Below are 22407 nucleotides of genomic sequence, written 5' to 3'. Positions count from 1 at the left end.
ATGCGTTTTTTATTTTTAGGTGACATTGTTGGTAACACAGGCTGTAAAGCTGTTTTTGAACACCTTCCTCAACTGATTAAGAAGTGGCAGCTTGATTTTGTTGTGGTAAATGGTGAAAATGCCTCTGGTGGTTTTGGTCTCACACAAGAAACGTATCAAGATCTTTTGATAGCCGGTGTTGATGTTGTCACCACGGGCAATCATGCTTTTTCTCACAAAGAAGCATTGCAGTATGCCCATGAGAGCGATCGTTTTTTACGCCCTGCCAATTTTTCGAAAGAAACTCCCGGAAGAGGTGTTGGTATTTTTACGGCAAAAAATGGAGCCCGTGTTCTTGTCGCCAATCTGTTGGGCAGCGTTTTTATGCCGTTCAAAGTAGAAGATCCATTTGAAACAGCGGAAAATATTCTGCTTGCCTGTTCATTGATGGAGCAAGCCGATACGGTTATTTTTGACTTTCACGCAGAAACGACAAGCGAGAAGCAATGTTTTGGCCATTTTCTTGATGGTCGTGTGAGTGTTATCGTTGGCACACATACGCATATTCCCACGGCTGACGCGCAGATCTTAGAAGGTGGGAGCGCCTATTTAACAGATGCAGGCATGTGTGGAGATTATAATTCATCTCTTGGAATGGATAAAGAAGAACCCTTACACCGTTTTCTTTATAAGACGAAGCAAGATCGTTTTGAACCGGCGTGTGGTCCTGCCACCCTTTGTGGTTTAGCGGTTGAGATTTCAGATCGCACCGGTTTAGCAGAAAAGGTCTCGGCGGTACGGATTGGTCCTCATTTAAAGCCTGAAGTTCCGGATTTTTGGTAGCTTCTTTTAAGCCGCCCCTTTGATGATTACTCTCCACTGTGCGCCCTTTGGTGATCGCTCTCCACTGTTTCCTTTTGAGAACTCTATTTGGCAAGACGATTTTTCAAACCCTTCCCAAATCCTAAAAACACCCCACCCCCCAATTTGCCTAATACAGCAACTTTTCTAGCACAAATAAGTCACTCTTTTTAAAAAAAATAAAGGATAAAGGATAAAATTTTTCGTGATTGTTAAAACGATGAGAAGGAGGTTTTATTTGGACATTTCTGCGGGGGGGGGGGAGGGAGAAATGCTAACCCCCTTCTCTGAAAAAGGGTTTATATAATAATTTATTATTTAGCAAGAGCCTCTTTAATTTTTTTTTAATTCTAACGAAAATTTAATCTTAAAATTGCTTTCTGCTTTTTAGGTTTGAGCTCTCTAAAACTTTTCAGGAGCTGGTATTCCTCTTTACTTCCGATCCTTTCATCACAGGTTGAGACGTCTTCTTTTGTTGAGAGATCAGCGTAAAAAAAGGAAATGGGAACATTGAGAATGTCAGCAATTTCTTGTAAACGCCCCGCCCCTATACGATTAGAGCCTTTTTCATATTTTTGGATTTGTTGAAAAGTCACACCTAATTGGCTGCCTAATTTCTTTTGCGACATTCCGATCATTGTTCTTTTAAAGCGAATTTTTCTGCCTATCGAAATATCGTTAAAGTGTGGATTTTTAGCTTTCACTTCAAGCTCCCCTACCGGTTGCGAGCGCCTCTTATGCGTATTCCGGGAGTCAAAAACACTGAATCCGAGTCAGCTTTTTTGCTTTTAGTGCTAGAGCGCACCTGGACATGGCAAAAACTCCCGGAATCTCGCGATACTTATAAAGCAGGCTAATGTCTCAGCTTGAATTCTCAGGCTTTAGGTTCCACCATTCAACCACACTGTACGACGAGAACCTTGGCTCTTGTTCATAAAATAATTTCAGGAGACCAGCAATAAAAATTAAAACAGTGTTTCTTATCTCATGAGACAATCAAACACAAAATTGCTTTCTGCTTTTTAGGTTTGAGCTCTCTAAAACTTTTCAAAAGGACTTGCTCTTCTTTGCTCGAGATCCTTTCATCATAAGGATACAAGAAGTTTTCTTTTGTTGAGAGATCAGCGTAAAAAAAGGAAATGGGAACATTGAGAATATCAGCAATTTCTTGTAAACGCCCCGCCCCTATACGATTAGAGCCTTTTTCATATTTTTGGATTTGTTGAAAAGTCACACCTAACTGGCTGCCTAATTGCTTTTGCGACATCCCCAGCATTGTTCTTTTAAAGCGAATTTTTCTGCCTATCGAAATATCGTTAAAGTGTGGATTTTTAGCTTTCACTTCAAGCTCCCCTACCGGTTGCGAGCGCCCTCGCATAAGTATTCCGGGAGTCTGAAAGTACTGAGTTCGAATCAGCTTTTTTTGCTTTTAGTGCTCATCGCACCTGGACATGGCAAAAACTCCCGGAATTCCGGGATACCTACAAGAGTAGGTTCATTTTATGATCGAACTTTAGGGCTTTCAGACCCTACTGATCGCTGCGTAGACGACCAAAGTCACCCTTTAAGGTATAAAGGAATTGGAGAAGATTAGCAATAAAATTTAAAACAGTCTTTATTTGTATTTTTATCAGAGGCACCCCACCTCTCTTTTTTGATTAAATTATATACGAACGAAATGAGCGCTATTTATTGAAATAAGTATAAGATCATAATCAAGAGATGCTAGACGTATTAGCTCGTAGTAAAAGCCTTTCATAGACATCATTAGCAAACAAGCAAAGAAATATCATGATGATATCATCAATGACCATTGCTGTTTGGTGTTCATAGGGTGCAACTCTCGCTGTATATCCCCAAAAAAGAAAAAATAGGAATAAAATCAAGCCACCAGCAAAGAAGTTTAAGAAGGCAAAAACTGGTTTACGAATAAATAATAGAATAAGGAAGATTGCGTAAAGCAACTTTTTAACTATCACAGCCAATATTCTACGTATTATCTTGAACACCCCACACATTATAATTGATAAGATACTCTTTTTATGTCTTGATTTTTTTGGTGTTTGTCTTCTTAGCAGAAAGATCGCTTATGACTTTCTCCCATTTTCAAGCCACTGTACTATAAAAATGTACTATAAAAATGATTTATCTCTAATTATATCACCCCAAAATACAATAATGCTTTATTCATTTTAACTAAAAAACAAGTGCTTTATTAAGAAGAAAAGCTATTTTCATTAGCAAGAGCTGTTAAATCCTTACGTCTAAAATAGATAGAGCGTCCACAACGGATAGGGAGCTCTCCTTGCACGAGAATAATCTGTTCGTCTTTTCGCATTTCTTGTGTTATTTCATGTGGATATATTAAGGGTCTTTGTCGCAAACTTAAATACTCTGTTCCTTCTATACCTGATGTTCCCAGAGTTATGCTTGAATCTTTCACTTCAATGGTCATTTGACCACATGCCTTAGATATATTTTCAGCAGTTTTAATATCTTTTATTGCGGCATAGCTTACAAAAGCACAATTTTCAAACCATGTCATAACGCCTAACGAACCGAAATAACGTTCTATTTGCTCTACAGACTCGTAAAAAAGCATGAGAGATATGCCATATTTGCGTCCATGATCACGTGCTTCTTCTAAAATGTTCATATATCTTAAAAGATCAGCATTATCTAAAATAAAGAGCGCTCTTTTTGCATAATTACCATTAGCAGCTTCCATAGCTCTGAGAAAAGAGCCAACAAGGACACGCCCAACACCTGGATAAGATTTTAAAATTTTTGAGGGGATATTTAAAAAAACATCGATATCTCCTTTTGTTATATCATTAGTTTTAAAGTTATAACCACTGATAAGATCTGCATAATTAGAGAGGGAAAGCCATTGTATATCTTTTGCAACAGTAGAATAGACATCTGAGAAAGTTTGTTCAATCATGTTTGTAAACACCCCAAGAGTTTCACGAATAAATTGGGATGGCGATGAAGCCTGTAAGGAACGCAATTTTCCAATCACAGACGGTTCTGGCATTGACATGATCGTATGAAGGGTTTTTAAGTTTTTTTCCTGTAATGTGTATTCATCAGAAAAGACCACATGCGCAAGTATTCCTGTTAACAAATTATGTGCCTGTGATACAAAGAATTGGTCTGTCGAAGTTGATTTGTAGTTTTCAGAAAGAAGGAGTCTAGCAACTTCAACCACACCCGCTTCTCTTTCATAAAGGGGGAGATTTTCATCTAACAGCCAATCTAAAGGATTAAAAGTTTCTGTTGAAGAACTATGGGGGTCAAGAACGTATACTTTTCTTTTAAAATCCTCCCTTGCGTCTTTAACTATTGGAGCGATTTCAGTTGAAGGATCAAAAACGATCAGTGGACCGGAATATTTGAGACAAGTTGGAATAACATTACTGGTTGTTTTATAACCACCAGAACCAGCAAAAAATAACATATGGGTTGAATCAAAATCCAGTTTATATGTCAACAATGGCTGGCGACCACCTTTTCCCCATGTTGTTTTGTCTTTAGGATTAAAAGGGACATCTTTAACAATATCTTTGTCGACTCTATAGCGCTCTCCTATGACGACTTCACCATCACGAGGAAAAATCTCTTCAATCTTTTTCATACTCATCCATTGAACACCACCAAAGATCGTATTTTTTGAAATTTTCAAAGGTGAAGCTTTAGGTAATGATAGTTTTATCGTGTAACCAAGGATAACAATGCCAATAATAACACCCCCTAAAACCATCCTATCAAAGAAAGGAAAAACATCCGCCCATGTCATATTATCTGACCTACATAGGGACTAAGTCTGATATATTCATTTGCACTATAATAAGTTGCAAACAAACCAAAGATGATCATGGACGAAATAATGATATTTTTTCTGGTATGCCTTTTTTGTAATAAGATGAATGAAGAACATGAAAGTGCAATAAGGATTAAAATATCCAGTGGCTTTGATCTTACAAACCAATAAGCATCAGGCGTCGTTCCATTTTCTGTAATGTTATTGATGGTTATATTGACCAAAAAAGCTACAATGATTGAAAAGATGAGTGGCAATGCTAAAAATATAATCTGTTTTTTGTCTAATTTATTGACCATTTTCCCCCCTGCATACCAGAAAAAGCTTCTCTTCCTATTTTTTTCGAAATTTTTGAATTTTTATCAAGTTTTGAAACGTAAAGCAAACCATCTTAAGATGAAAGACTTATCTGCCTCTCTAAGACGGGCTTTTATAAAAAGCTCCCCTAAACTAATTTTTTCAAGAATTTTTCCAAAGTTTCTTTGATGCTTCACGCGCTATTTAAATTTCTTACTTAACTCTTTTACGACACTGTATACGCTTCTTAACAGAAAAAAAACCAATAACAATACGCATTAGTGTTCACTGAAAAAAAGCGCGGTTTATCATGTTGTGCCGTAAAACATTATTGTTTAGAGCGGTGATATAAGGCATGTAAAACTTTCCATATTAAGTGTTTTTAGAGTGTGTAATAAATGGGCATGGCTTGCCCTGTAACGCCCTTTTTAAAGTGAACCACATGAGTGGTTAGGAGTAGGTCACCCCCCCGTCGACAGAAGCCGGACTGTTTACAGAGCAGCCCTTAAGTCAGGAATATGCATCCTTTAGAGCGTAGAGCGGGAGGAAATCAAACACAAAATTGCCTTCTGTTTTTGAGGTTTGAGCTCTCTAAAACTTTTCAAAAGGATGTGCTCTTCTTTACTTGCGATCCCTTCATCACAGCAATACAAGGCATTTTCTTTTGTCGAGAGATCCGTATAGAAAAAAGAAATGGGAACATTAAGAATATCGGCAATTTCTTGTAAACGCCCAGCTCCTATACGATTAGAGCCTTTTTCATATTTTTGGATTTGTTGAAAAGTCACACCTAACTGGCTACCTAATTTCTTTTGCGACATTCCGATCATTGTTCTTTTAAAGCGAATTTTTCTGCCTATCGAAATATCGTTAAAGTGTGGATTTTTAGCTTTCACTTCAAGCTCCCCTGCCGGTTGCGAGCGCCCTCGCATTGGTATTCCGGGAGTCAAAAACACTGAGTTCAGTCAGCTTTTTTGCTTTTAGTGCTCATCGCACCTGGACATGGCAAAAACTCCCGGAATCCCGGGAAACCCACAAGAGTAGGCTAATCTTATGTACTGAACTTTAGGGGTTTTGAATCCCTCTTGATCGTTGCGTAGACGACCAAAGTTACAGTGTTATTTATAAAGTAATTTCATGAAATTAGCAATAAAATTTAAAAACAGTCTTTATTTTATGAGCTCCACCCCCCGCCTCTCAAACTTTTATGCCCGCTCGTAAAAACTCTAAAACCATGAAATAAAACCCACGTTTATTGAGAGGACTAATAACCCTTTATTTTTGAGATCAAGCCTCCCAAAAGCACACCTAACAACATATAGCCCCCTCCCAAAGCCATTTTTGAGAGACATCTTACAGATTTACACTGTGATGCGTTGGATTTTTGCGCCAAATCGGACTAATTTTTCCTCCAATCTCTCAAATCCACGATCAAGATGATAGACACGATTGACGATTGTTTCTCCCTTTGCTGCCAATGTAACAAGATAAGAGGGCTGCAATCACAAGAGAAACAAAAAGCGCGCAAATCCGTCGCCATGATGAGGCCCCCCTTGCAAATTCTCTGTTTTATGAGATGCGCTACCCTCTAATCCATAGCGCTTTATCGGCGCCCCATTAACAATGCCATCCTCAGCTTTTAAAGAATGAAGATACTTTTTTGTTATGATTGTCTTTTATAGGTTTTCCATATTCGTTTTTTCATCAATTAAAGAGATTACATTGCCCTTTTCATCAGTACCCGTGCCCAAGAGTTATACTAAACTTCGGTGGATTGCGAGATTCTAAAGGATTACACTCCGGATTCTTGTCATGTACTATACACCATTCTATATAAGCAGGGTCATTCTGAAAATCTTCTGAAGCACCATAAAGAACTTTTTTTTCAAGTTGATTTACACCAGACTTTTTCCATGTACCTGCAATGGTTTGAGGCAATTGAGCTTGATAACATCCAATCATAATCAATAAAGCACTCAATAATTTAAAAGTCTGCTTCATTTCATTTTCCTTGAATAATTATAAACACTATAAAATACATAGATTATTTTATTATCATATTTTTATATTAAAAAACAATAAATATTGTGAACGTTTACTATCATTTTGAATTATTTTCTTTGGCAATGATAATACAAATAACACAAATACAAAAGAAACAAAAAGCGCGCAAATCCGTCGCCATGATGAGGCCCCCCTTGCAAATTCTCTGTTCCATGAGATGCGTTGCCCTCTCGCCCATCAAGCTTTCTAGACGCCCTCAAACGATTGAGTTCTTGAACATGCATAAAACGATTTTCGAAAATCGTCTCTGTAATATGCGCGGTTCCCTCAACCCCGTGTTATGAGCGCCATAAACGACATTTAGACAATGATACAAATCTTTTTTTGTTTTATGAGCTCCACCCGCCTCTCAAACACTTATGCCCGCTCGTAAAAACTCCAAAACCATGAGATAAACCCCACGTTTATTGAGAGGATTAACAAACCTTGTTTTCTGAGATTAAGCCCCCCGAAGAGAGAGATTAAAGAATACCCTCAAAGGGAATTACACTGTGATACGTTGGATTTTTGCGCCACAACGGACTAATTTTTCCTCTAATCTCTCAAATCCACGATCAAGATGATAGACACGATTGACGATTGTTTCTCCCTTTGCTGCCAATGCTGCAATCACAAGAGAAACAGAAGCGCGCAAATCCGTCGCCATGACAGGAGCCCCTTGCAAATTCTCTGTTCCATAGACAGTTGCTGTCTGCCCATCAAGCTTTATCGAGGCCCCTAAACGATTGAGTTCTTGAACATGCATAAAACGATTTTCGAAAATCGTCTCTGTAATATGCGAGATTCCTTCAGCCCGTGTCATGAGCGCCATGAATTGCGCTTGGAGGTCGGTTGGAAAAGCAGGATAAGGTCCTGTTTTAATATCAACAGGCATAATTTTTGTGTTCTTTGGATTTCGCTTAACATGAATTCCTTGAGGTTCTATTTGAATCTCGAGTCCTGTTTTTTGAAGTACCTTAAGCACTTTTGTAAGATGATTAGGATTTGCATTTTTAAGAAAGACATCGCCTCCTGTCATAGCAACAGCCATTGCATATGTCCCCGCTTCGATTCGATCAGCAATGACGCGTATTTTTGTTCCTTTAAGTTTTTTAACCCCTTCAATTGTAAGCGTTGTTGTTCCTTCACCAGTTATTTGAGCCCCCATAGCATTCAGGGTTCGAATAAGGTTTGCCACTTCTGGTTCACAAGCCGCATTCTCAAGAAAGGTTGTTCCCTCTGCCAATGTCGCCGCCATAAGCATTACATGTGTTCCACCAACTGTGACTTTAGGGAAACGATAGTGAGCACCTTTTAACCCCCTTGGTGCTTTTGCATGAACATATCCATTTTCGATCGTAATCTGTGCGCCTAAAGTTTTGAGTCCCTCAAGGATAAAATCGACAGGTCTTGTTCCGATAGCACATCCTCCAGGAAGCGACACATAAGCCTCTAAGCATCGTGCAAGGAGAGGTCCGATAACCCAAAAGCTTGCGCGCATTTTTTTCACCAGTTCGTACGGCGCACGTGTTGTCACTATTTTTTGCGCAGTAAAATGAATTGTTCTTGAATTCACACACTCATCGTTAAACTCTTGTCCATCAACAGCATACCCAACACCATGATTATTGAGAATACGAATAAGCAGTTCGACATCGGCCAGATGAGGGATATTTTCTAAAGTGAGCGTTTCTTCTGTCAAAAGCGCCGCAATCATAAGAGGCAATGCAGCGTTTTTTGCCCCTGATATAGGAATGGTTCCTTTAAGCTTTTTCCCCCCAACAATTTGAATAGAATCCATAGTGTTTTCCCTCTTTTCCTTTGTGCCTGCCCTTCCAAAGGTTTTCCCCCTTCGGGAAGTTATGCTTTATTAATCGTTTTAGAACGCATTCTAAATATGAGAATAAATTATTGAGAAGTTTAGTTGCAAAGCTTCACTAAAAAACATTTTTTTGCATTTTAGGGCTTTTTGCATTTTAGAGCTCTGTTTGCGCTCTTTGTCGGCTTTGCTCTTTTCGACGTTTCAGGTTTTGACGCAATTGTTGCGCCAATCTTTCTTGACGTCGTTTTGCTTTTTCATCTTGATGATTCATTTCATTTTGTTTTTGTTTTTGATGCATTTGTGTCATTGCGCAACCTTTTAAACAGTGTTGAGCTTCTATCCAAGCAACTCATAGCCTTAAATATTTAAGTGTATAAGAAACATATGTCATGACATAAGATACGTTTTCTTGCAAGAATATACAAATGTTCTCTTGCCTATTTTCTGACAATATGGCACAAGACAGCGCAAAGATTGAAAAGGGGCTGCGGTAGCTCAGTGGTAGAGCACTCCCTTGGTAAGGGAGAGGTCGAGAGTTCAATCCTCTCTCGCAGCACCATTTTATTCTTCTTTTGTTTATTCTTCTCCTACCCCTCTCCTCTTTTCTATAAGCATCAATCACCTCCATTGATCCTCCATCAACGAAAGTATCATGCGCAGCATTCTCTCCCCAGTGAGAAAGGCTCTTGCCTTATTTATTAGTGCCTCCCTAACACTCAACATCTAACACTCAACATAAAAGCAGCTAAAACCCACGCCCCCATACGTCTCCTGTCTCACTTCCCCAACACGCCTCCCACAGTTCCTCATGCATAGGCTCTTCATACCTCTCTTTCCCTATACCGACTAAAACAGATAGCCCCCAAAAAACAAAAGCATAACGCGCACCATTGTCACCGCAATAAAGAAGCATTTGCCCTTTCATGAGTAAAATAATATCTCCCCTTAACACTCAACACAAAAGCTCCTAGAACACACTGTCCCAATACGTCTAAACAAGCTTTAACGGTCTTAATTCCCCCTTCAAACATCTCCTTCCATTTCCCAACAAGTTTTCACATTCACTCCAAATCCCCTGCGCTTCCTGTGCCCCCTACTTGCCGCTCTCCTCAAACACCCCACTTGCTTTTCCCCCTCTGCTCTTTCCTTTTTATAAAACTTTTCCCCTGCTCAATGCTGTACAGATCCCTTTCTTGCCCGCCTCATTCTTGTTTTGCCCACCAGCAAACGCTTTGCATTCGCTCCCCGCTCTCTGTTTTTCCTTTCCTTCAAAGCAATTTCTGTCCTTATACTAAAACCTGTCTCAACACACTTAATTTGCTGTACCATCTTCTCCAAAGCCTCATTAAAACGGCTAATTTCATTTTCAAGCTTGCAAATATACGCTTCATCACGATAAGCACGTTTAATCAAAGGTGGCATATCAGGCCAATAGAGCATTAAATCCACCCATTCGCGTTGAGAAATCCATAACCCTCCTTGACATTGTGCTTTATGTTCTGCTGGAAAAGTCTTTTGCATAAAATGAGGGATCAAAATTTCAGGTTTTTTTGTTTTTATTTCTAATAAGCCATTTTCTCCCACAAAAGCATCGGGAGAAAATCCTTGTCCGCGATCATCTGCCAAAACAAAGCCAATACATTCAGGTTCTGTATGCGTAAGTTTTGCATAGAGTTGTCGTGCGATTGGTTCTAATTCTGTCCCACGTCGCTGAGAAACCGTTGTTCCTTCCTCAACGGTTTTTCCTGTAATTCTTTCTCCCGCCAATTTCATCATCACACTATGATATCGTGAAGTTTTTTGCCCCTGTTTTTTTTGTGCCATAACCATCTCAAACAAAGAAGCCGTAATCAAACCATTGCGTACTTTCTGCCATTCTTCCGTTCCCTGAATACAATCGATAATGATTGGCATAGTATTTCTCCCCTTCATCTTTAAAGTGTTTTTTGCAATATATCCTCTTTGAAACATTCACATTGTTTAAGCCTGTATCCCTCACACGGACTAAAGGCGACAGCATCCTTCAATACATCCCTCAAGTATTGTGCCCCTAAAACAAAAAAACTGCTGCCCCCCTCAACATCCCCCCCGCAAATTTCTCAATCACCCCAATGAAAAACCCAGCCGACAACTTTTCCCCCTCGCAAACCGCCCGTAATTTCTCATCCACAGACTCTTTTCTTCATGCCCCCCTTTCCCATATCGGCTAAAAATTTTCCCCCAAGCTCCCCCCAAGAAGGAAAACATAACACGCATCATGGTCACCGCAATAAAAAAGCATTTGCCCTTTCATGAGTAAAATAATGCCCCCTTAACACTCAATATAAAAGCTCCCAGAACACACGTGTCCCAATACGTCTAAACAAGCTTTAACGGTCTTAATTCCCCCTTCAAACATCTCCTTCCATTTTCCAACATGCTTTACGTATCACTCCAAGCCACTGATAGTTACCTCTCCCCCCAATTTCCTCAATCCCCCCAATGAACCCAGCCGACAGCTTTTCCCCTCGCAAAGCTCCCGCAGTTTCTCATCCATAGGCTCTTTTCTTCATATCCCCTTTCCCATATCGGCTAAAAATTTTCCCCCAAGCTCCCCCCCCCAAGAAGGAAAACATAACGCGCATCATGGTCACCGCAATAAAAAAAGCACTTGGGCCCATCATTGCGGCTCCCTTTTTCAATCTAGCTATTGCACGACGGAAAAATCATGGCGGCAATATTCTTCCTCCAATTTTTTTGCCATAAACTGAGCCACCTCTTGCGATATGAAAAGAATAGCGTTGTGTTTTTGTGGTTCGAGTCTGATTAAATTTCGCATATTTCCAGCATAATAAAGTGGAACCCCTTGATAAGAAGTCTTGAGATAACTTGGCATGTTTACCACCAATAATCTGTCAAGACATCACATGGGCGTAAACGATGCTGTTTTTCATAAGAGCCATAGAGATTATCTTCATAATCGCAAGCGGCTCTTTCATTTAAACAAGCATGATAAGCTTCACTATTCAAAACGAAGGGCTGCAATGGCGTATTTTCTTCATTCATTTCATGATTTTCGACATAAAAGTCAGCGATTTGTTCCGTAACATCTTCAGCATGAGAAGTTGTCAGATCGAGTCGTAAAACTCTATAAACAGTTTCACATTCTTCAATCAGTTCGAGCACTTCTTCGATTTCATCGATTGGTCCTTCATAAGTATTAGGATTTTCCTCTTCGCATAAAACGATAATGATTTCATCCTCTTTAACGAATGGAATATTTTTCATGATTTCCCCCTTTAGATAGTTGATAAAGCATAGCCTTGTCTTGACAAGACTAAATATAGCGTTAGTCTTATATCCTCTATAGGAGAGATGTCAACCATTTTATCCTTCATAAAAGATATATTTTAAATCTCTGCGGGGTTCAAATGACATATGTAAATAAAAATCTATTATTCTTTGTTCCTCTCATGTCCCTTTGTTGTTCTCTATTTGTTCTTACTCGATTGCAATTATAAACACGCTGGAGAGATAAAATGAGTGATATAATATTAATAAAATACTGGAGTCGTCTTGATTCAAAAGCACAGAAGGAACTTATTTTGGAGCTTCGTCAACGGGTCGCCGCAAAAGAGTCAAAATCGCCTGTCTCTCTTGCGGAGAGAGTTTTGAAATAAGCTCTATAAATTCTTTATCTTCAGGGCTAGCCCCTTTACCGTAAAGAATATAATTCATACTGATATTAATTTCGTGACAAATTCGCGAAAGAGATTCGATTGTTGGTTCTTTTCCTTCAGAAAGAATAGAATGAAGGTATCCCGCACCTTTACCAGCAGAGAGGGAGATAGATCTTTTTGACCGCCCACTTTTTTCCAAAGCGATCCTTAATCTTTGACGCCAACCATCGATATTCATAATTTCACCATATAGCGCGTCTTTTACAAAAAACACGTCCTTTTTATAAAATTGGCTTGCATTATCCTCTAAAAAGGATAAAATTAAGGAAACAAATTTTACTTTTTAGGGGGGAAAATTTTTTATTTTTGGATCATAAAAACACTTTAACCACCCCAAAGGATATAAAAGCCACCTCCAAAAGTTGCTGCCCAAAAGCAGATATATTGAAAATGTGTGGTACTCTTTATTTTTTCCATCACCGCAATCTTAAATCGTAAGTTTGCATGCGCTTCAAGCACACCCACTCATTTATAAACGTCGTAAAGAAGCCTCTCGTCATCATCAAACAGAGCCAAACAAAACACAAGCTGAATCCCTATTTGCGCTTTTATCGTCAATAAGAATGTATAAAAAAAAGAAAGTAGACTGCAGTATGAAACACGCTAATCAACAAGAAACTCCTCATTATGAATCGTCCAGGCTTCCGTATGTTTGTTGGTATCAAAATGACTTTCTAGGAGGTGTTCGTGGGATGCGCGCACACGAGATTGGAATCTATACGATTCTTCTCAATGAAATGTATGCACGCGGTCGTCCTCTAGAAATATCGGAAGAACGTTTAGCGCGTCTTTGTGGTTGTGACAAGCGAACTTTTGTTAATGTTTTAGAAATGCTCATCCAAGAGGGTAAGATTTTAAATTTAGCCAATGGATTATGGAACAAGCGTTGCGAAAATGTTTTTCAAGAGCGTGAAAAATTGCTTGAACAAAAATCCTTTGCGGGTCGTTCTTCGGCAAAAAAGCGTAAAAAAATCAATGCTGAGATTCAACAACTGCTTAACGAGAGTACAAAAGATGCTGCACAAAGCTTAGAAGCTCAAAAGACAGAAGAAAAGAAAACACCTCACGGTGTTTTTGAAAAGAAAATTTTGTGTGATGAGATAGAACCTTGTTTTTCCTGCGAAGAAAACTTTGAACAAAGCGATCACCAGTCTCTCTCTTTAGCTCTTGATTCTGCTCTCCCTTCCCCTCCACAAGAAGAAGCGGAGCAAAAAAACGCCTCTCCCCTAAACACTCCACAAGCCGATTTTGCCCCCGCCCCTATTGCGCAAATTGTCATGGGGGAAAAAACAAAATCCGCCACCAATCTCCCACCCAGCAATCTTCCTGTATCCATCCCGCCTTCTTCCAACAAAAAAACCACCGCCTCAGTTGCCAAAGGACACCGTCTTCCTGAACATTGGCAAGCAGACATCAAGGCGGCAGTTTCAGAAGGTTTGAGTGAAAGCCAAGCCTATTGGCAAGAAAAGAAGTTTCGCGACTATTGGCAAGCCAAGAGCGGAAAAGAAGCTCTCAAAGTAGACTGGCAAGCCACATGGCGCAACTGGTTTCGCCGTGAGATCGAACGGCTAGAACAGCAAAAACAGGGAAGCTCCTCATCTTTCATCTCTGAGAACAACGACATGCTTTACCGCAGTTTGATCAACTATAGCGACAATTCTTGACATCACACGAACAACGTATTTTTCAAGCACGCGCGGGGACAAAAAATGTTTCAAAACCATAAAAATAACAACAAAAACAACAATGAAATAAGCTATTCATACAGCAAAACAAGTCAACACCACCCCTACAACTCTCATCACAAAAGTGCTCGCCCTACACACGCCTCATCTCTTGCACGCAAAGGAACACAAACGCTCTCCAGCCTCTGTGTATCCATCCCGCCTTCTTCCAACAAAAAAACCACCGCCTCAGTTGCCAAAGGACACCGTCTTCCATGCACTTGGAAAATAGTTATCAACGCAGCAGTTTCAGAAACTTTCAGCAAAGATCATACCCTTCAAACAACGCTCGTCAGCCTTTCAGCATCCACCCCCTCTTTCTCGAGAAACACCCTTCTTCCAATTACCGCCTTTGCCAAAAGGGGTACCGTCTTCCTGAGCATTAGCAAGCAGACATCAAGGCAGCAGTTTCAGAAGGTTTGAGTGAGAGCCAAGCCCATTGGCAAGCCAAGGAGTTTCGCGACTATTGGCAAGAAAAGAGCGACAAAGAAGCTCTCAAAGTAGACTGGCAAGCCCCATAGCACCACGGATTTCACTATCAGATCGAACGGCTAGAACAGCAAAAGAGAGTCCTCATCTCCTAAATCTTGAGAAAAACAGCAATAATATCACGAATGACCATGAGCACAATTTTTGAAATCAAACAAAAACTTATCTCACAAGCAGATAGAATAGTAGAAATGCTTCTTCCCCAAGGGCACAAACGAGGCAACAATTGGATTGTAGGCAACACACGTGGTGAAGCTGGTCAAAGTTTATCAATTTGCTTGAGTGGCAGTAAAGCAGGACTTTGGTATGATTTTGCAGAAGGCACTGGAGGAGATCTTTTAGACCTTTGGTGTGAAGTCAAAGGCATTAGCCTCTCTCAAGCATTAGAAGAAGCACGCGCAACTCTCAATCTGACACGCCCAAAACCCTTTATGGTCCCTCATCGTTCCTATCGCCGTCCACCGGTTCCTACAGGGCAGACCCCGCAGAATCTCGTAAAAAACTATCTCCACAAAGAACGCCACATTCCTCTAGAGGTTATAAAGCGTTACCGCATAGGAGAAAATGGTGAAAAAATCATTTTCCCCTTTTATAAACCCGATGGCACCCTTGCTCTAGTTAAAGAACGGCTCGCGCAAGCAGGAGCAAAAAGCAAACCAACAGCCTCTCAATGTGAACCGATTTTGTTTGGTTGGCAAGCCCTTTGCCCCCCCCAAAACACCCCCTCAACCCACCCCGCCTCTACACAGGCATCCCAAAACACACCCTCAACCAACCCAACCTCTGCACACGCATCCCAAAATACCCCCTCAACCCACCCCGCCTCCACACAGGCATCTCGAAATACACCCTCAACCAACCCCGCCTCTACACACGCATCCCAAAACACCGCCTCAGCCCACCCCGCCTCCACGCACACGGCCCAACAGGCAACCCAGCACGCGCCGTTTCCCACTTTTTCTTCAACAAACCGTACAATTGTTATCACTGAAGGAGAAATTGATGCACTTTCCTTAGCTGCCTATGGATATCCGGCGGTTTCTGTTCCCTTTGGGGGAGGAAGTGGAGGCAAACACAACTGGATTGAAAATGAATTTGATCATTTAGAATCTTTTGAAACGATTTTTTTAGCCACAGATATGGACCAGCCCGGAGAAGAAGCAGCCCTCGAGATTGCCAGCAGGCTTGGACGCCACCGTTGCTACCGTGTACGTTTACCCCTTAAAGATGCTAATGACTGTTTAACCGCAGGGATTGATAAAGCCACCATAAAAGCCGCCTTTTCCTCAGCACAAAGCTTTGCACCAGAAGGTTTACGGCGCGCCTCAGACTATAAAGATCAAGTGATTGGGCTTTTTTGGCCAGAGCCTGAAAAACATCTTGGTTATACGGTTCCCTATCCTAAACTGAAGGACAAATTGCATTTCCGCCCAGCAGAATTAACGCTTTGGAGTGGTGCCAGTGGTGCAGGAAAAAGCCAATTGTTATCAGACTGTATTCCCCATTGGATTGCGCAAAAGAGTCGCCTTTGCTTAGCGTCTCTAGAAATGAAAGGAGAACAATCTTTACGGCGCTTAACCAAACAAACAGGCGGCTTAGAAAAGCCTACAAAAGAGACGATTGAACGGATTCTTCATTTTTTAGACGATGGGCTTATTCTTTATGAACATGTTGGCAAATCAAGCGTTGACACCTTGCTTGATGTCTTTGACTATTGTCGTGCGCGCTATGGCTGCGATCAATTTATCATCGACAGTCTCATGCGGCTTGGCATTGCCTCTGATGATTATGCAAGACAAGAACAAGCCGTTTATAAAATGGTTGATTGGGCTGTTTTAAACAGTGTACACATTCATCTTGTAGCCCATGCCCGCAAAGGCGGTCTGGATAAAGATATCCCCAGCACAGAAGACATTAAAGGTGCCTCAGAAATTGGCGCCAATGCCTTTAATATCATCACCATTTGGCGCAATCGATCGTTAGAAGACAAAATCTTTGCCGCCTCTCTAGCACAAGAAAAAGCAGATTTAGCCAAACGCCCTGGCGTCATTATGAATATTGCCAAACAACGTTCTGGTGATTTTGAAGGCAAAATAGGGCTTTGGTTTGATCCTCAAACCTACCGCTATCGCTGTTCTTTTGAACAAACATTCCCTCGACGTTATCTGTAATGCTCCATAAACCCCACTCTCTTTAAAAACGCCTCCGCCTTCACACGCGCACGCCTTGCTCCCACAGAAACAACAGGAAGGATAAATCCACAAATAATAAAAAACACCCAATCCTTCGAGAACCAAAGCCAGCCCAACCCCATATTCTCTGCTCCCAAACGCAAACAAAAAAAGATCGCTCCAACAACGGCGCAAAACACCAGCCCCTTCAATAGCCACAAACAACGCGTCAGCACCCCATCTTGCCGCCCCCTCATATGCAAAATCAAGAACCACTCCAACACTACAGCAAACACGATCCCTATCAAGGACAGGAGTCCCCACGGTATATCCATACTCTCCATCCCCTAAAAGAGCCAAAAAAAAGACGACTCCTAAAATACAGTAAAACAGCACTTCCTTCAAAAAGAGGGAAATACCACAAATACAATAAAACGCCGCCCGCCACCACGGAATATCGAAGCGCTTGGAAACTTTATAAGTACCAATAACGACAACAATAAAAAGGTAGGAAAACACCAACAACAGCAAAAAAAACAAATCGTTCGACATCAATATCCAAAATAACTCACAGCAAGCACATTAAAGGTCACACCCATGGAGAAAAAAACACCACCTACCTCAAGAACCAAGCCCCTAGAACACGCGCACGCCTTACACCCTGATAAATCAAAGGAGAAAGAAATCCAAAAATGAATAAAAACACCCAATCCTTCGAGAACCAAAGCCAGCTCAACCCTAGATTCTCTGCTCCTTCACGAGTAAAAAAAAGGATTAGTGCCAAAATGCAGCAAAACAGCACAAAATTCAAAGAACGCAACAACCTCTGTAACACCGTATCACTTTGCTCGCGTATAAAGAACCCCAAGAGCACTTTCAACAATACAGTCAAGAGCAATCCCTTTAAGAATACCGCCCTTACGCTATCCATATCCCTGACGCCCACAGCAGCAAACCACAGGATAAAGCCCATCATGCAACAAAACATGACCGCCTTTAAGAACACTTGCCCCGCCACAGGCATACTCTTGACGCCCAGATGCACCAAACCAAGGACAGTTGCAAAAATGCAAGAAAACACCGCCCCCTTCAAAAACAGCTCCCCACCAACAGCGCGACTGCCCACGCCCACATAAACAAAACCAAGGTAGGTGGCAACAATGCCATAAAGCACCACCCACCTCCAAAACATCCACCCTGTAACAGAGCGACGCTTTGCTCCCTCATAAATAAAAATCAAGGCCAGAGCAAAAAAGCAGAAAAAAACCAACAACAGCCAAAACATCACATCGTTCGACATCAAATACCCCTCATAGAAAGAACATCAAAGATCACGCCCGTAGGGAAGAGAAACGCTCATTCTTTTTAAGCCCCCCAACAGTACACGCATACACCGTACCCCCTCCAGAGCAAAAAAAGGAACAAGTCCAATAGTGCCCGCAAACACCCCATTGTTCGAGATCACAAACCAGCGAACCCCCATATGCTTGGCGCCATTATACGCCAATCCAACAACAGCTCCAACAACGCAGGAAAACACCGCTAACTTCAAAAAAGACACCCCACGCGATATCCATTTACCCCGCACCCTCATAAGCAAAACCAAGGACAGCCCCAGCAATGCAACAAACACCGCTCCGATCACTAAAAATTCCCACGATATATCAAAACGCTTCGCTCCCTTATAAGCAAAGCCAAGAACCACTACAGCAATGGTGCAAAACACCACAGCCTTGAAAAACACGCCCCACGATACAGTTCTACTGTTTGCTCCCACAACAATAAAACAAAAGGTCGCTCCAGCAATGCAAGAAAGTTCCACCCCCTGCCAAAACACCTCCCACGTAATAACCGGTCGCCCCGCATCCTCATAAGCAAAACCAAGGACCAAGCCAATAACGCAGAAAAACGCCAGCCCCTTCAAAAACATGTCCCGCGCAACCACCATACGCCCCGCTCCTTTATTAAGTAAAAATCAGAGACCATGCCAAAAATGCAGCAAAAGATCAATCCTTTTCAAAGAATGAAAGCCTAAACCCAAAACGCCTTGCCCCACGATAAATAAGCCCAAGGACAAGACCAAAGACAACGCCAAAAAGAATGTTAAACACCCACCTGTTTGAGAACCACACCCAAGTCAAACCAAAAAGCTCAGCTTGCGCATAAATAAAATCAATGACAGCAGCAAAAATGAAGCTCAACAACAACATCTTGAAGAACAAACCCTGATTTACACCACGCCGCTGCATTACTTCATAACCCAACATAAGGAAAATGCCAGGAGTGCCATAAAATACCACAGCCCGTAAAAATACGCCCCACGTCATCCCCAACGCCTTCATTTCCATATAAACAGACACAAAGACAACAACCACAATGCAGAAAAATACTAGTCTTTTCAAAGACAAAGCACCGCGCAACATCATTCCACTCCCCCATCAAGCCATTCAAGGAAAATCCACCATGCAACAAAACACCCCTCTTTTCAAGAGTCAAATCCATGGGGCTCCCCCACACAAACGCAACAGTCCAAGTCACCCCCAAGAGCGCACAAACCCTCACGCACACTCCAACACATGTCTTCCTCTAATCCCCCTGTTTTGCCTAGAGCAAGCAACATTTTTTAAAAACGAGAAGCAAACGATAATTTTTAAGGAGATGATATGACCCATCAAGAGAGAAAAAATACGCAAACCTGCCCGCTTGACCATCAAGATAAAGGAAGGCACATTGGTCATTTAAAGGCGCAAGAAATCCCTGTTGAAACGAGCAATCCTTATTTTCAATCCAATCATCCAGAAAACTCCAGCAATCCGCGTACCATCAATGCCATTGCCAATGCACAAAGCCATCCCATTGCACTTTTATATGCCAAAGGACATCTCAGCAAAGCCCAATATAAAGCGGCAGAACGTTTTTATTTTTACTGGCGTCAAAGTCAAGCCGATCTCCACATGAGCCTTGACTACACCCGTGAAAAGGTTTCCTGTAGCCAAGGGTACACACACCCCATTGAACGTCAAATAGAAGCATCCAATCATTTAAAAACAATCAAAGTTCAACTGGGTATTCTTGGCTATTCACTGCTTGAACGCGTTATCGGCTATGGACAAGCAATCAAAGAATTAAGTTCTTCAAAACGCAAACAAAATTCCCTTGCCGATCATTTACGAGATTGTTTAGACTTGTTAGCATTTCATTGGGGATATGCAAACCATAAACATTCTGAATAATCCCCCTCCTCGCCATTCTAAGCTACCTCCCATGTTGCTGCCCCCTCTAAAGCCCCCCAGACGGGCTCAACCATCCAGAAGCTCCCCCCCACCTCTTCCATCCCCTCACCCCCCCACACACCCAAAAGGACAATACTTCACTCCACACCCACTCAAAATACACTCCGCACCCTTAAAAACAAAAATCCTTCCCCCACACCAGTCCTGTAATCATGGGGTGCTTTTACGTTTATTCGTTTTTTATTGAAGAATACGTTTTGTTTAAGATGCTTGCATGCATCATAACAGCTTTAAATACAGTTTAATTGTTTAATTAATATCGAATCTCAAAATAAATATTCAATTGAAAAAAGTATTCATTAATTTTTAATGCAAAATGACATAATCTTCTTTTTTGTAAAAAGTATTTTTTATATTGATATCTTTTCAATTCTCTGCTAATTATAGCGTAATAGTTTTGTAAGTATGAATTTGTGGATTGAATACAGTCTTTTGAGTTCATTTTTTTAACATGTCCTACTAGCCAATGTTAAAATTCTCCTGCTTTTAGTCCTCTGATTACAACAGGGGACTTTTTTTTACGACTGTACTTTTTTATAACTGTATTGTCTTAAATCACTCTCTTATGAGCTTTGTTATATTCCTCCATAAAATCTCCCCGCAAAATGGATCATTCTTTTGTCAAATTGGCTTGCGTTCCATCCTCAAAGAACAAAGCTTTTTAACCCAATCTGATCTACAAACAGCTTGGATAGACTTCACTCTTGATTTTCCATTCAGGGTTTTCAGCTAAACTCAAGGTGCGACAAAACAAGCTCTGCCCTAAAAATCCACCGCACCCTTAAAAAAACACTTCAATATATCCAAGGCGGCTGGCTCTCATATCACCAAACCGCAAATGACAGTGTTTTACGACATAACAGAATGACTTATATTTAATGACTTTCTTTATCCTGTACCCCACCAAAAGGTTGATGTATCACGACACCATATTGATTTATAATTATAATCACCCGTTCTTCATATTAAAATAAGAGACCCGAATATCATAAGGGTTCTCTCATTTTAAATTTATTTCAGGTTGCAAGAATCAACGCCATGTCTTTTGCACATTACCAACATGAGAGACATATGAAATAAAACACTTCAAAGATAAAGAATCAAAATGCCTCTTATAAACACGCTCAAGCACTAAAGGCTGTCATCACATTAGGCACTAGAATAGTATGATAGTGCTGGCTTTCCCCTTATGAGCTTTTAAAGAAGGGCTTATCCACTTCACGAGAGATTTCCCCATTATCCCATTCACCAACATCCCCATTCACCAACATTATTGTGAGATAAGACAACATGATGTTTTTTAAATAAGGACGTAAATGTGCAACAAAAATATATTCTGTTTAGAACATTCTGTTTTACGTAAGGCGCGTAAAACCCCATTAAAAAACTGGTATCCCCACGAGAAAAAATCTAAAGCGTGAGGATAAAAACATAAAGCAAGCGTGATTCCATTCAGCTATTGCTCTTTAACCGTCAAACCGCATAAAACATAGATCTCGGAAAGACGGAGGGAAGCTTTATCCATAGCACTTCATATTCTTCTCAAATATGTTGATCTTCCTGCTTTAAAAGATAAACTAAAAATATATACAACATCTCTCCTAACACCCCCCTCTTTCTAGCATCCCTCAAGAATCAAACGTTATACAGCTCATTTTGTCATATTATAAAGCACTGTTATTTTAAGGCGGTGTTGAAACAGTTAAAATAATTAAAGTGTTTAACCAACGCCATTAGCGAAGCAAAAAAACAAACTGTTGAAAAGCAGTGTAAATCTTGTGTAAACATAAAAAAAACAAGAAAAAGGCACAAAAATATCTTAATTATTATAAAAATACTCAGCGTCTTTTACGATTGTATTGACGAACAACCCTGATCACATAATCATCTTAAATGTTGAGAATAAAGAATGAATAGCCCTAACAAATACAGCAACCTATCAATAAAAATATAAAAACAAATCTTTTGGCTATCCCTGTTTTTTACGGAATATGCCTTTCCCTTTGGATACTGCTCACTCTCATGAAGCAGCATCCAAACTGTAGAGGATGCACTCCGCCTTCAAAAGAGTGCATCCTTCCCCTCAACGGATACTGCTCAACCCTGATAAAGCAGCATCCAAACTGTAGAGGATGCACTCCAGCCCTCAAAAGAGTGCACCCTTCCCCTCAACGGATACTGCTCAA

General features: G+C 40.8%; 21 protein-coding genes, 1 tRNA gene and 2 pseudogenes. 5 read left to right on the top strand and 19 right to left on the bottom strand.

Annotation, left to right across the window (positions count from 1 at the left end):
* A complete protein-coding gene (locus ACFIKB_RS02880; protein ID WP_375652776.1) occupies nucleotides 1-822 on the top strand; it encodes a TIGR00282 family metallophosphoesterase in 822 nt (273 codons plus the stop codon).
* Nucleotides 823-1190: 368 nt separating this feature from the next.
* Here ACFIKB_RS02880 and ACFIKB_RS02875 read toward each other — a convergent pair whose 3' ends face one another.
* From ACFIKB_RS02875 to ACFIKB_RS02840, 8 genes and pseudogenes are all read right to left on the bottom strand, one after another.
* Nucleotides 1191-1544 carry a helix-turn-helix domain-containing protein gene (locus ACFIKB_RS02875; RefSeq protein WP_375652775.1) on the bottom strand — a complete coding sequence of 118 codons (354 nt, stop codon included), beginning with the start codon at nucleotides 1542-1544 and terminating at the stop codon, nucleotides 1191-1193.
* Between the two features lie 281 nt (nucleotides 1545-1825).
* A complete protein-coding gene (locus ACFIKB_RS02870) occupies nucleotides 1826-2218 on the bottom strand; it encodes a helix-turn-helix domain-containing protein (RefSeq protein WP_375644519.1) in 393 nt (130 codons plus the stop codon).
* Between the two features lie 837 nt (nucleotides 2219-3055).
* Nucleotides 3056-4962, bottom strand: a pseudogene (gene traG, locus ACFIKB_RS02865) (Ti-type conjugative transfer system protein TraG).
* A gap of 525 nt (nucleotides 4963-5487) precedes the next feature.
* The gene (locus ACFIKB_RS02860) at nucleotides 5488-5892 is read right to left on the bottom strand and encodes a helix-turn-helix domain-containing protein (protein WP_375652774.1); all 405 of its coding nucleotides are present in this window, start codon (nucleotides 5890-5892) and stop codon (nucleotides 5488-5490) included.
* An 802-nt stretch (nucleotides 5893-6694) separates the two neighbouring features.
* Nucleotides 6695-6961 carry a hypothetical protein gene (locus ACFIKB_RS02855; RefSeq protein ID WP_375652773.1) on the bottom strand — a complete coding sequence of 89 codons (267 nt, stop codon included), beginning with the start codon at nucleotides 6959-6961 and terminating at the stop codon, nucleotides 6695-6697.
* Nucleotides 6962-7124: 163 nt separating this feature from the next.
* Nucleotides 7125-7318, bottom strand: a pseudogene (locus ACFIKB_RS02850) (UDP-N-acetylglucosamine 1-carboxyvinyltransferase); the annotation flags it as partial.
* Between the two features lie 190 nt (nucleotides 7319-7508).
* Nucleotides 7509-8804, bottom strand: coding sequence for a UDP-N-acetylglucosamine 1-carboxyvinyltransferase (gene murA / locus ACFIKB_RS02845; RefSeq protein ID WP_375652771.1), 1296 nt, complete (start codon nucleotides 8802-8804; stop codon nucleotides 7509-7511).
* Between the two features lie 175 nt (nucleotides 8805-8979).
* Entirely contained in the window at nucleotides 8980-9132 is a 153-nt protein-coding gene (locus ACFIKB_RS02840; RefSeq protein WP_015856869.1) for a hypothetical protein, read from the bottom strand.
* A 177-nt stretch (nucleotides 9133-9309) separates the two neighbouring features.
* Here ACFIKB_RS02840 and ACFIKB_RS02835 point away from each other — a divergent pair.
* A tRNA-Thr gene (locus ACFIKB_RS02835) sits at nucleotides 9310-9384 on the top strand.
* Between the two features lie 186 nt (nucleotides 9385-9570).
* On the opposite strand, the gene ACFIKB_RS02830 is transcribed toward ACFIKB_RS02835, so the two are convergent.
* From ACFIKB_RS02830 to ACFIKB_RS02805, 6 genes are all read right to left on the bottom strand, one after another.
* The gene (locus ACFIKB_RS02830; RefSeq protein WP_375652770.1) at nucleotides 9571-9750 is read right to left on the bottom strand and encodes a hypothetical protein; all 180 of its coding nucleotides are present in this window, start codon (nucleotides 9748-9750) and stop codon (nucleotides 9571-9573) included.
* Between the two features lie 245 nt (nucleotides 9751-9995).
* The gene (locus ACFIKB_RS02825; protein ID WP_375647299.1) at nucleotides 9996-10739 is read right to left on the bottom strand and encodes a YqaJ viral recombinase family protein; all 744 of its coding nucleotides are present in this window, start codon (nucleotides 10737-10739) and stop codon (nucleotides 9996-9998) included.
* A gap of 614 nt (nucleotides 10740-11353) precedes the next feature.
* Nucleotides 11354-11488 (bottom strand): hypothetical protein, encoded by a 135-nt coding sequence (locus tag ACFIKB_RS02820; RefSeq protein ID WP_375652768.1) that lies wholly within the window; start codon nucleotides 11486-11488, stop codon nucleotides 11354-11356.
* Between the two features lie 23 nt (nucleotides 11489-11511).
* Nucleotides 11512-11700 carry a hypothetical protein gene (locus tag ACFIKB_RS02815; RefSeq protein ID WP_375635610.1) on the bottom strand — a complete coding sequence of 63 codons (189 nt, stop codon included), beginning with the start codon at nucleotides 11698-11700 and terminating at the stop codon, nucleotides 11512-11514.
* 2 nt (nucleotides 11701-11702) lie between these two features.
* Nucleotides 11703-12092, bottom strand: coding sequence for a hypothetical protein (locus ACFIKB_RS02810; RefSeq protein WP_375652767.1), 390 nt, complete (start codon nucleotides 12090-12092; stop codon nucleotides 11703-11705).
* Between the two features lie 312 nt (nucleotides 12093-12404).
* On the bottom strand, nucleotides 12405-12722 hold the full coding sequence (locus ACFIKB_RS02805) for a transcriptional regulator (RefSeq protein ID WP_015857134.1): 318 nt from the start codon (nucleotides 12720-12722) through the stop codon (nucleotides 12405-12407).
* Between the two features lie 415 nt (nucleotides 12723-13137).
* On the opposite strand from ACFIKB_RS02805, the gene ACFIKB_RS02800 reads away from it, so the two are divergent.
* Nucleotides 13138-14208: a YdaU family protein gene (locus ACFIKB_RS02800; protein WP_375635609.1), complete on the top strand. Its 1071-nt coding sequence runs from the start codon at nucleotides 13138-13140 to the stop codon at nucleotides 14206-14208.
* Between the two features lie 137 nt (nucleotides 14209-14345).
* Here ACFIKB_RS02800 and ACFIKB_RS02795 read toward each other — a convergent pair whose 3' ends face one another.
* Nucleotides 14346-14534: a hypothetical protein gene (locus ACFIKB_RS02795; protein ID WP_375647332.1), complete on the bottom strand. Its 189-nt coding sequence runs from the start codon at nucleotides 14532-14534 to the stop codon at nucleotides 14346-14348.
* Between the two features lie 354 nt (nucleotides 14535-14888).
* Here ACFIKB_RS02795 and ACFIKB_RS02790 point away from each other — a divergent pair, with 354 nt between their 5' ends.
* Complete coding sequence (locus ACFIKB_RS02790; RefSeq protein ID WP_375652765.1) at nucleotides 14889-16928, top strand: toprim domain-containing protein; 2040 nt, start codon at nucleotides 14889-14891, stop codon at nucleotides 16926-16928.
* Here ACFIKB_RS02790 and ACFIKB_RS02785 read toward each other — a convergent pair.
* From ACFIKB_RS02785 to ACFIKB_RS02770, 4 genes are all read right to left on the bottom strand, one after another.
* Nucleotides 16919-17263, bottom strand: a complete 345-nt coding sequence (locus ACFIKB_RS02785) for a hypothetical protein (protein ID WP_375635606.1) — start codon at nucleotides 17261-17263, stop codon at nucleotides 16919-16921. The genes ACFIKB_RS02790 and ACFIKB_RS02785 overlap by 10 nt on opposite strands.
* Before the next feature lie 281 nt (nucleotides 17264-17544).
* Nucleotides 17545-18228: a hypothetical protein gene (locus ACFIKB_RS02780; protein WP_375644511.1), complete on the bottom strand. Its 684-nt coding sequence runs from the start codon at nucleotides 18226-18228 to the stop codon at nucleotides 17545-17547.
* 24 nt (nucleotides 18229-18252) lie between these two features.
* Nucleotides 18253-18876, bottom strand: coding sequence for a hypothetical protein (locus tag ACFIKB_RS02775; RefSeq protein WP_375652764.1), 624 nt, complete (start codon nucleotides 18874-18876; stop codon nucleotides 18253-18255).
* A gap of 58 nt (nucleotides 18877-18934) precedes the next feature.
* Nucleotides 18935-19354 carry a hypothetical protein gene (locus ACFIKB_RS02770; RefSeq protein WP_375644509.1) on the bottom strand — a complete coding sequence of 140 codons (420 nt, stop codon included), beginning with the start codon at nucleotides 19352-19354 and terminating at the stop codon, nucleotides 18935-18937.
* A 237-nt stretch (nucleotides 19355-19591) separates the two neighbouring features.
* On the opposite strand from ACFIKB_RS02770, the gene ACFIKB_RS02765 reads away from it, so the two are divergent.
* Nucleotides 19592-20161 carry a hypothetical protein gene (locus ACFIKB_RS02765; RefSeq protein ID WP_375635598.1) on the top strand — a complete coding sequence of 190 codons (570 nt, stop codon included), beginning with the start codon at nucleotides 19592-19594 and terminating at the stop codon, nucleotides 20159-20161.
* Nucleotides 20162-22407: the final 2246 nt, after the last annotated feature.

It is taken from the genome of Bartonella sp. MR110HLJHH (assembly GCF_042194225.1).
In the GTDB taxonomy this organism is placed as follows: Bacteria; Pseudomonadota; Alphaproteobacteria; order Rhizobiales; family Rhizobiaceae; genus Bartonella; species Bartonella grahamii.
This window is presented reverse-complemented; position numbering and strand designations above follow the sequence as displayed.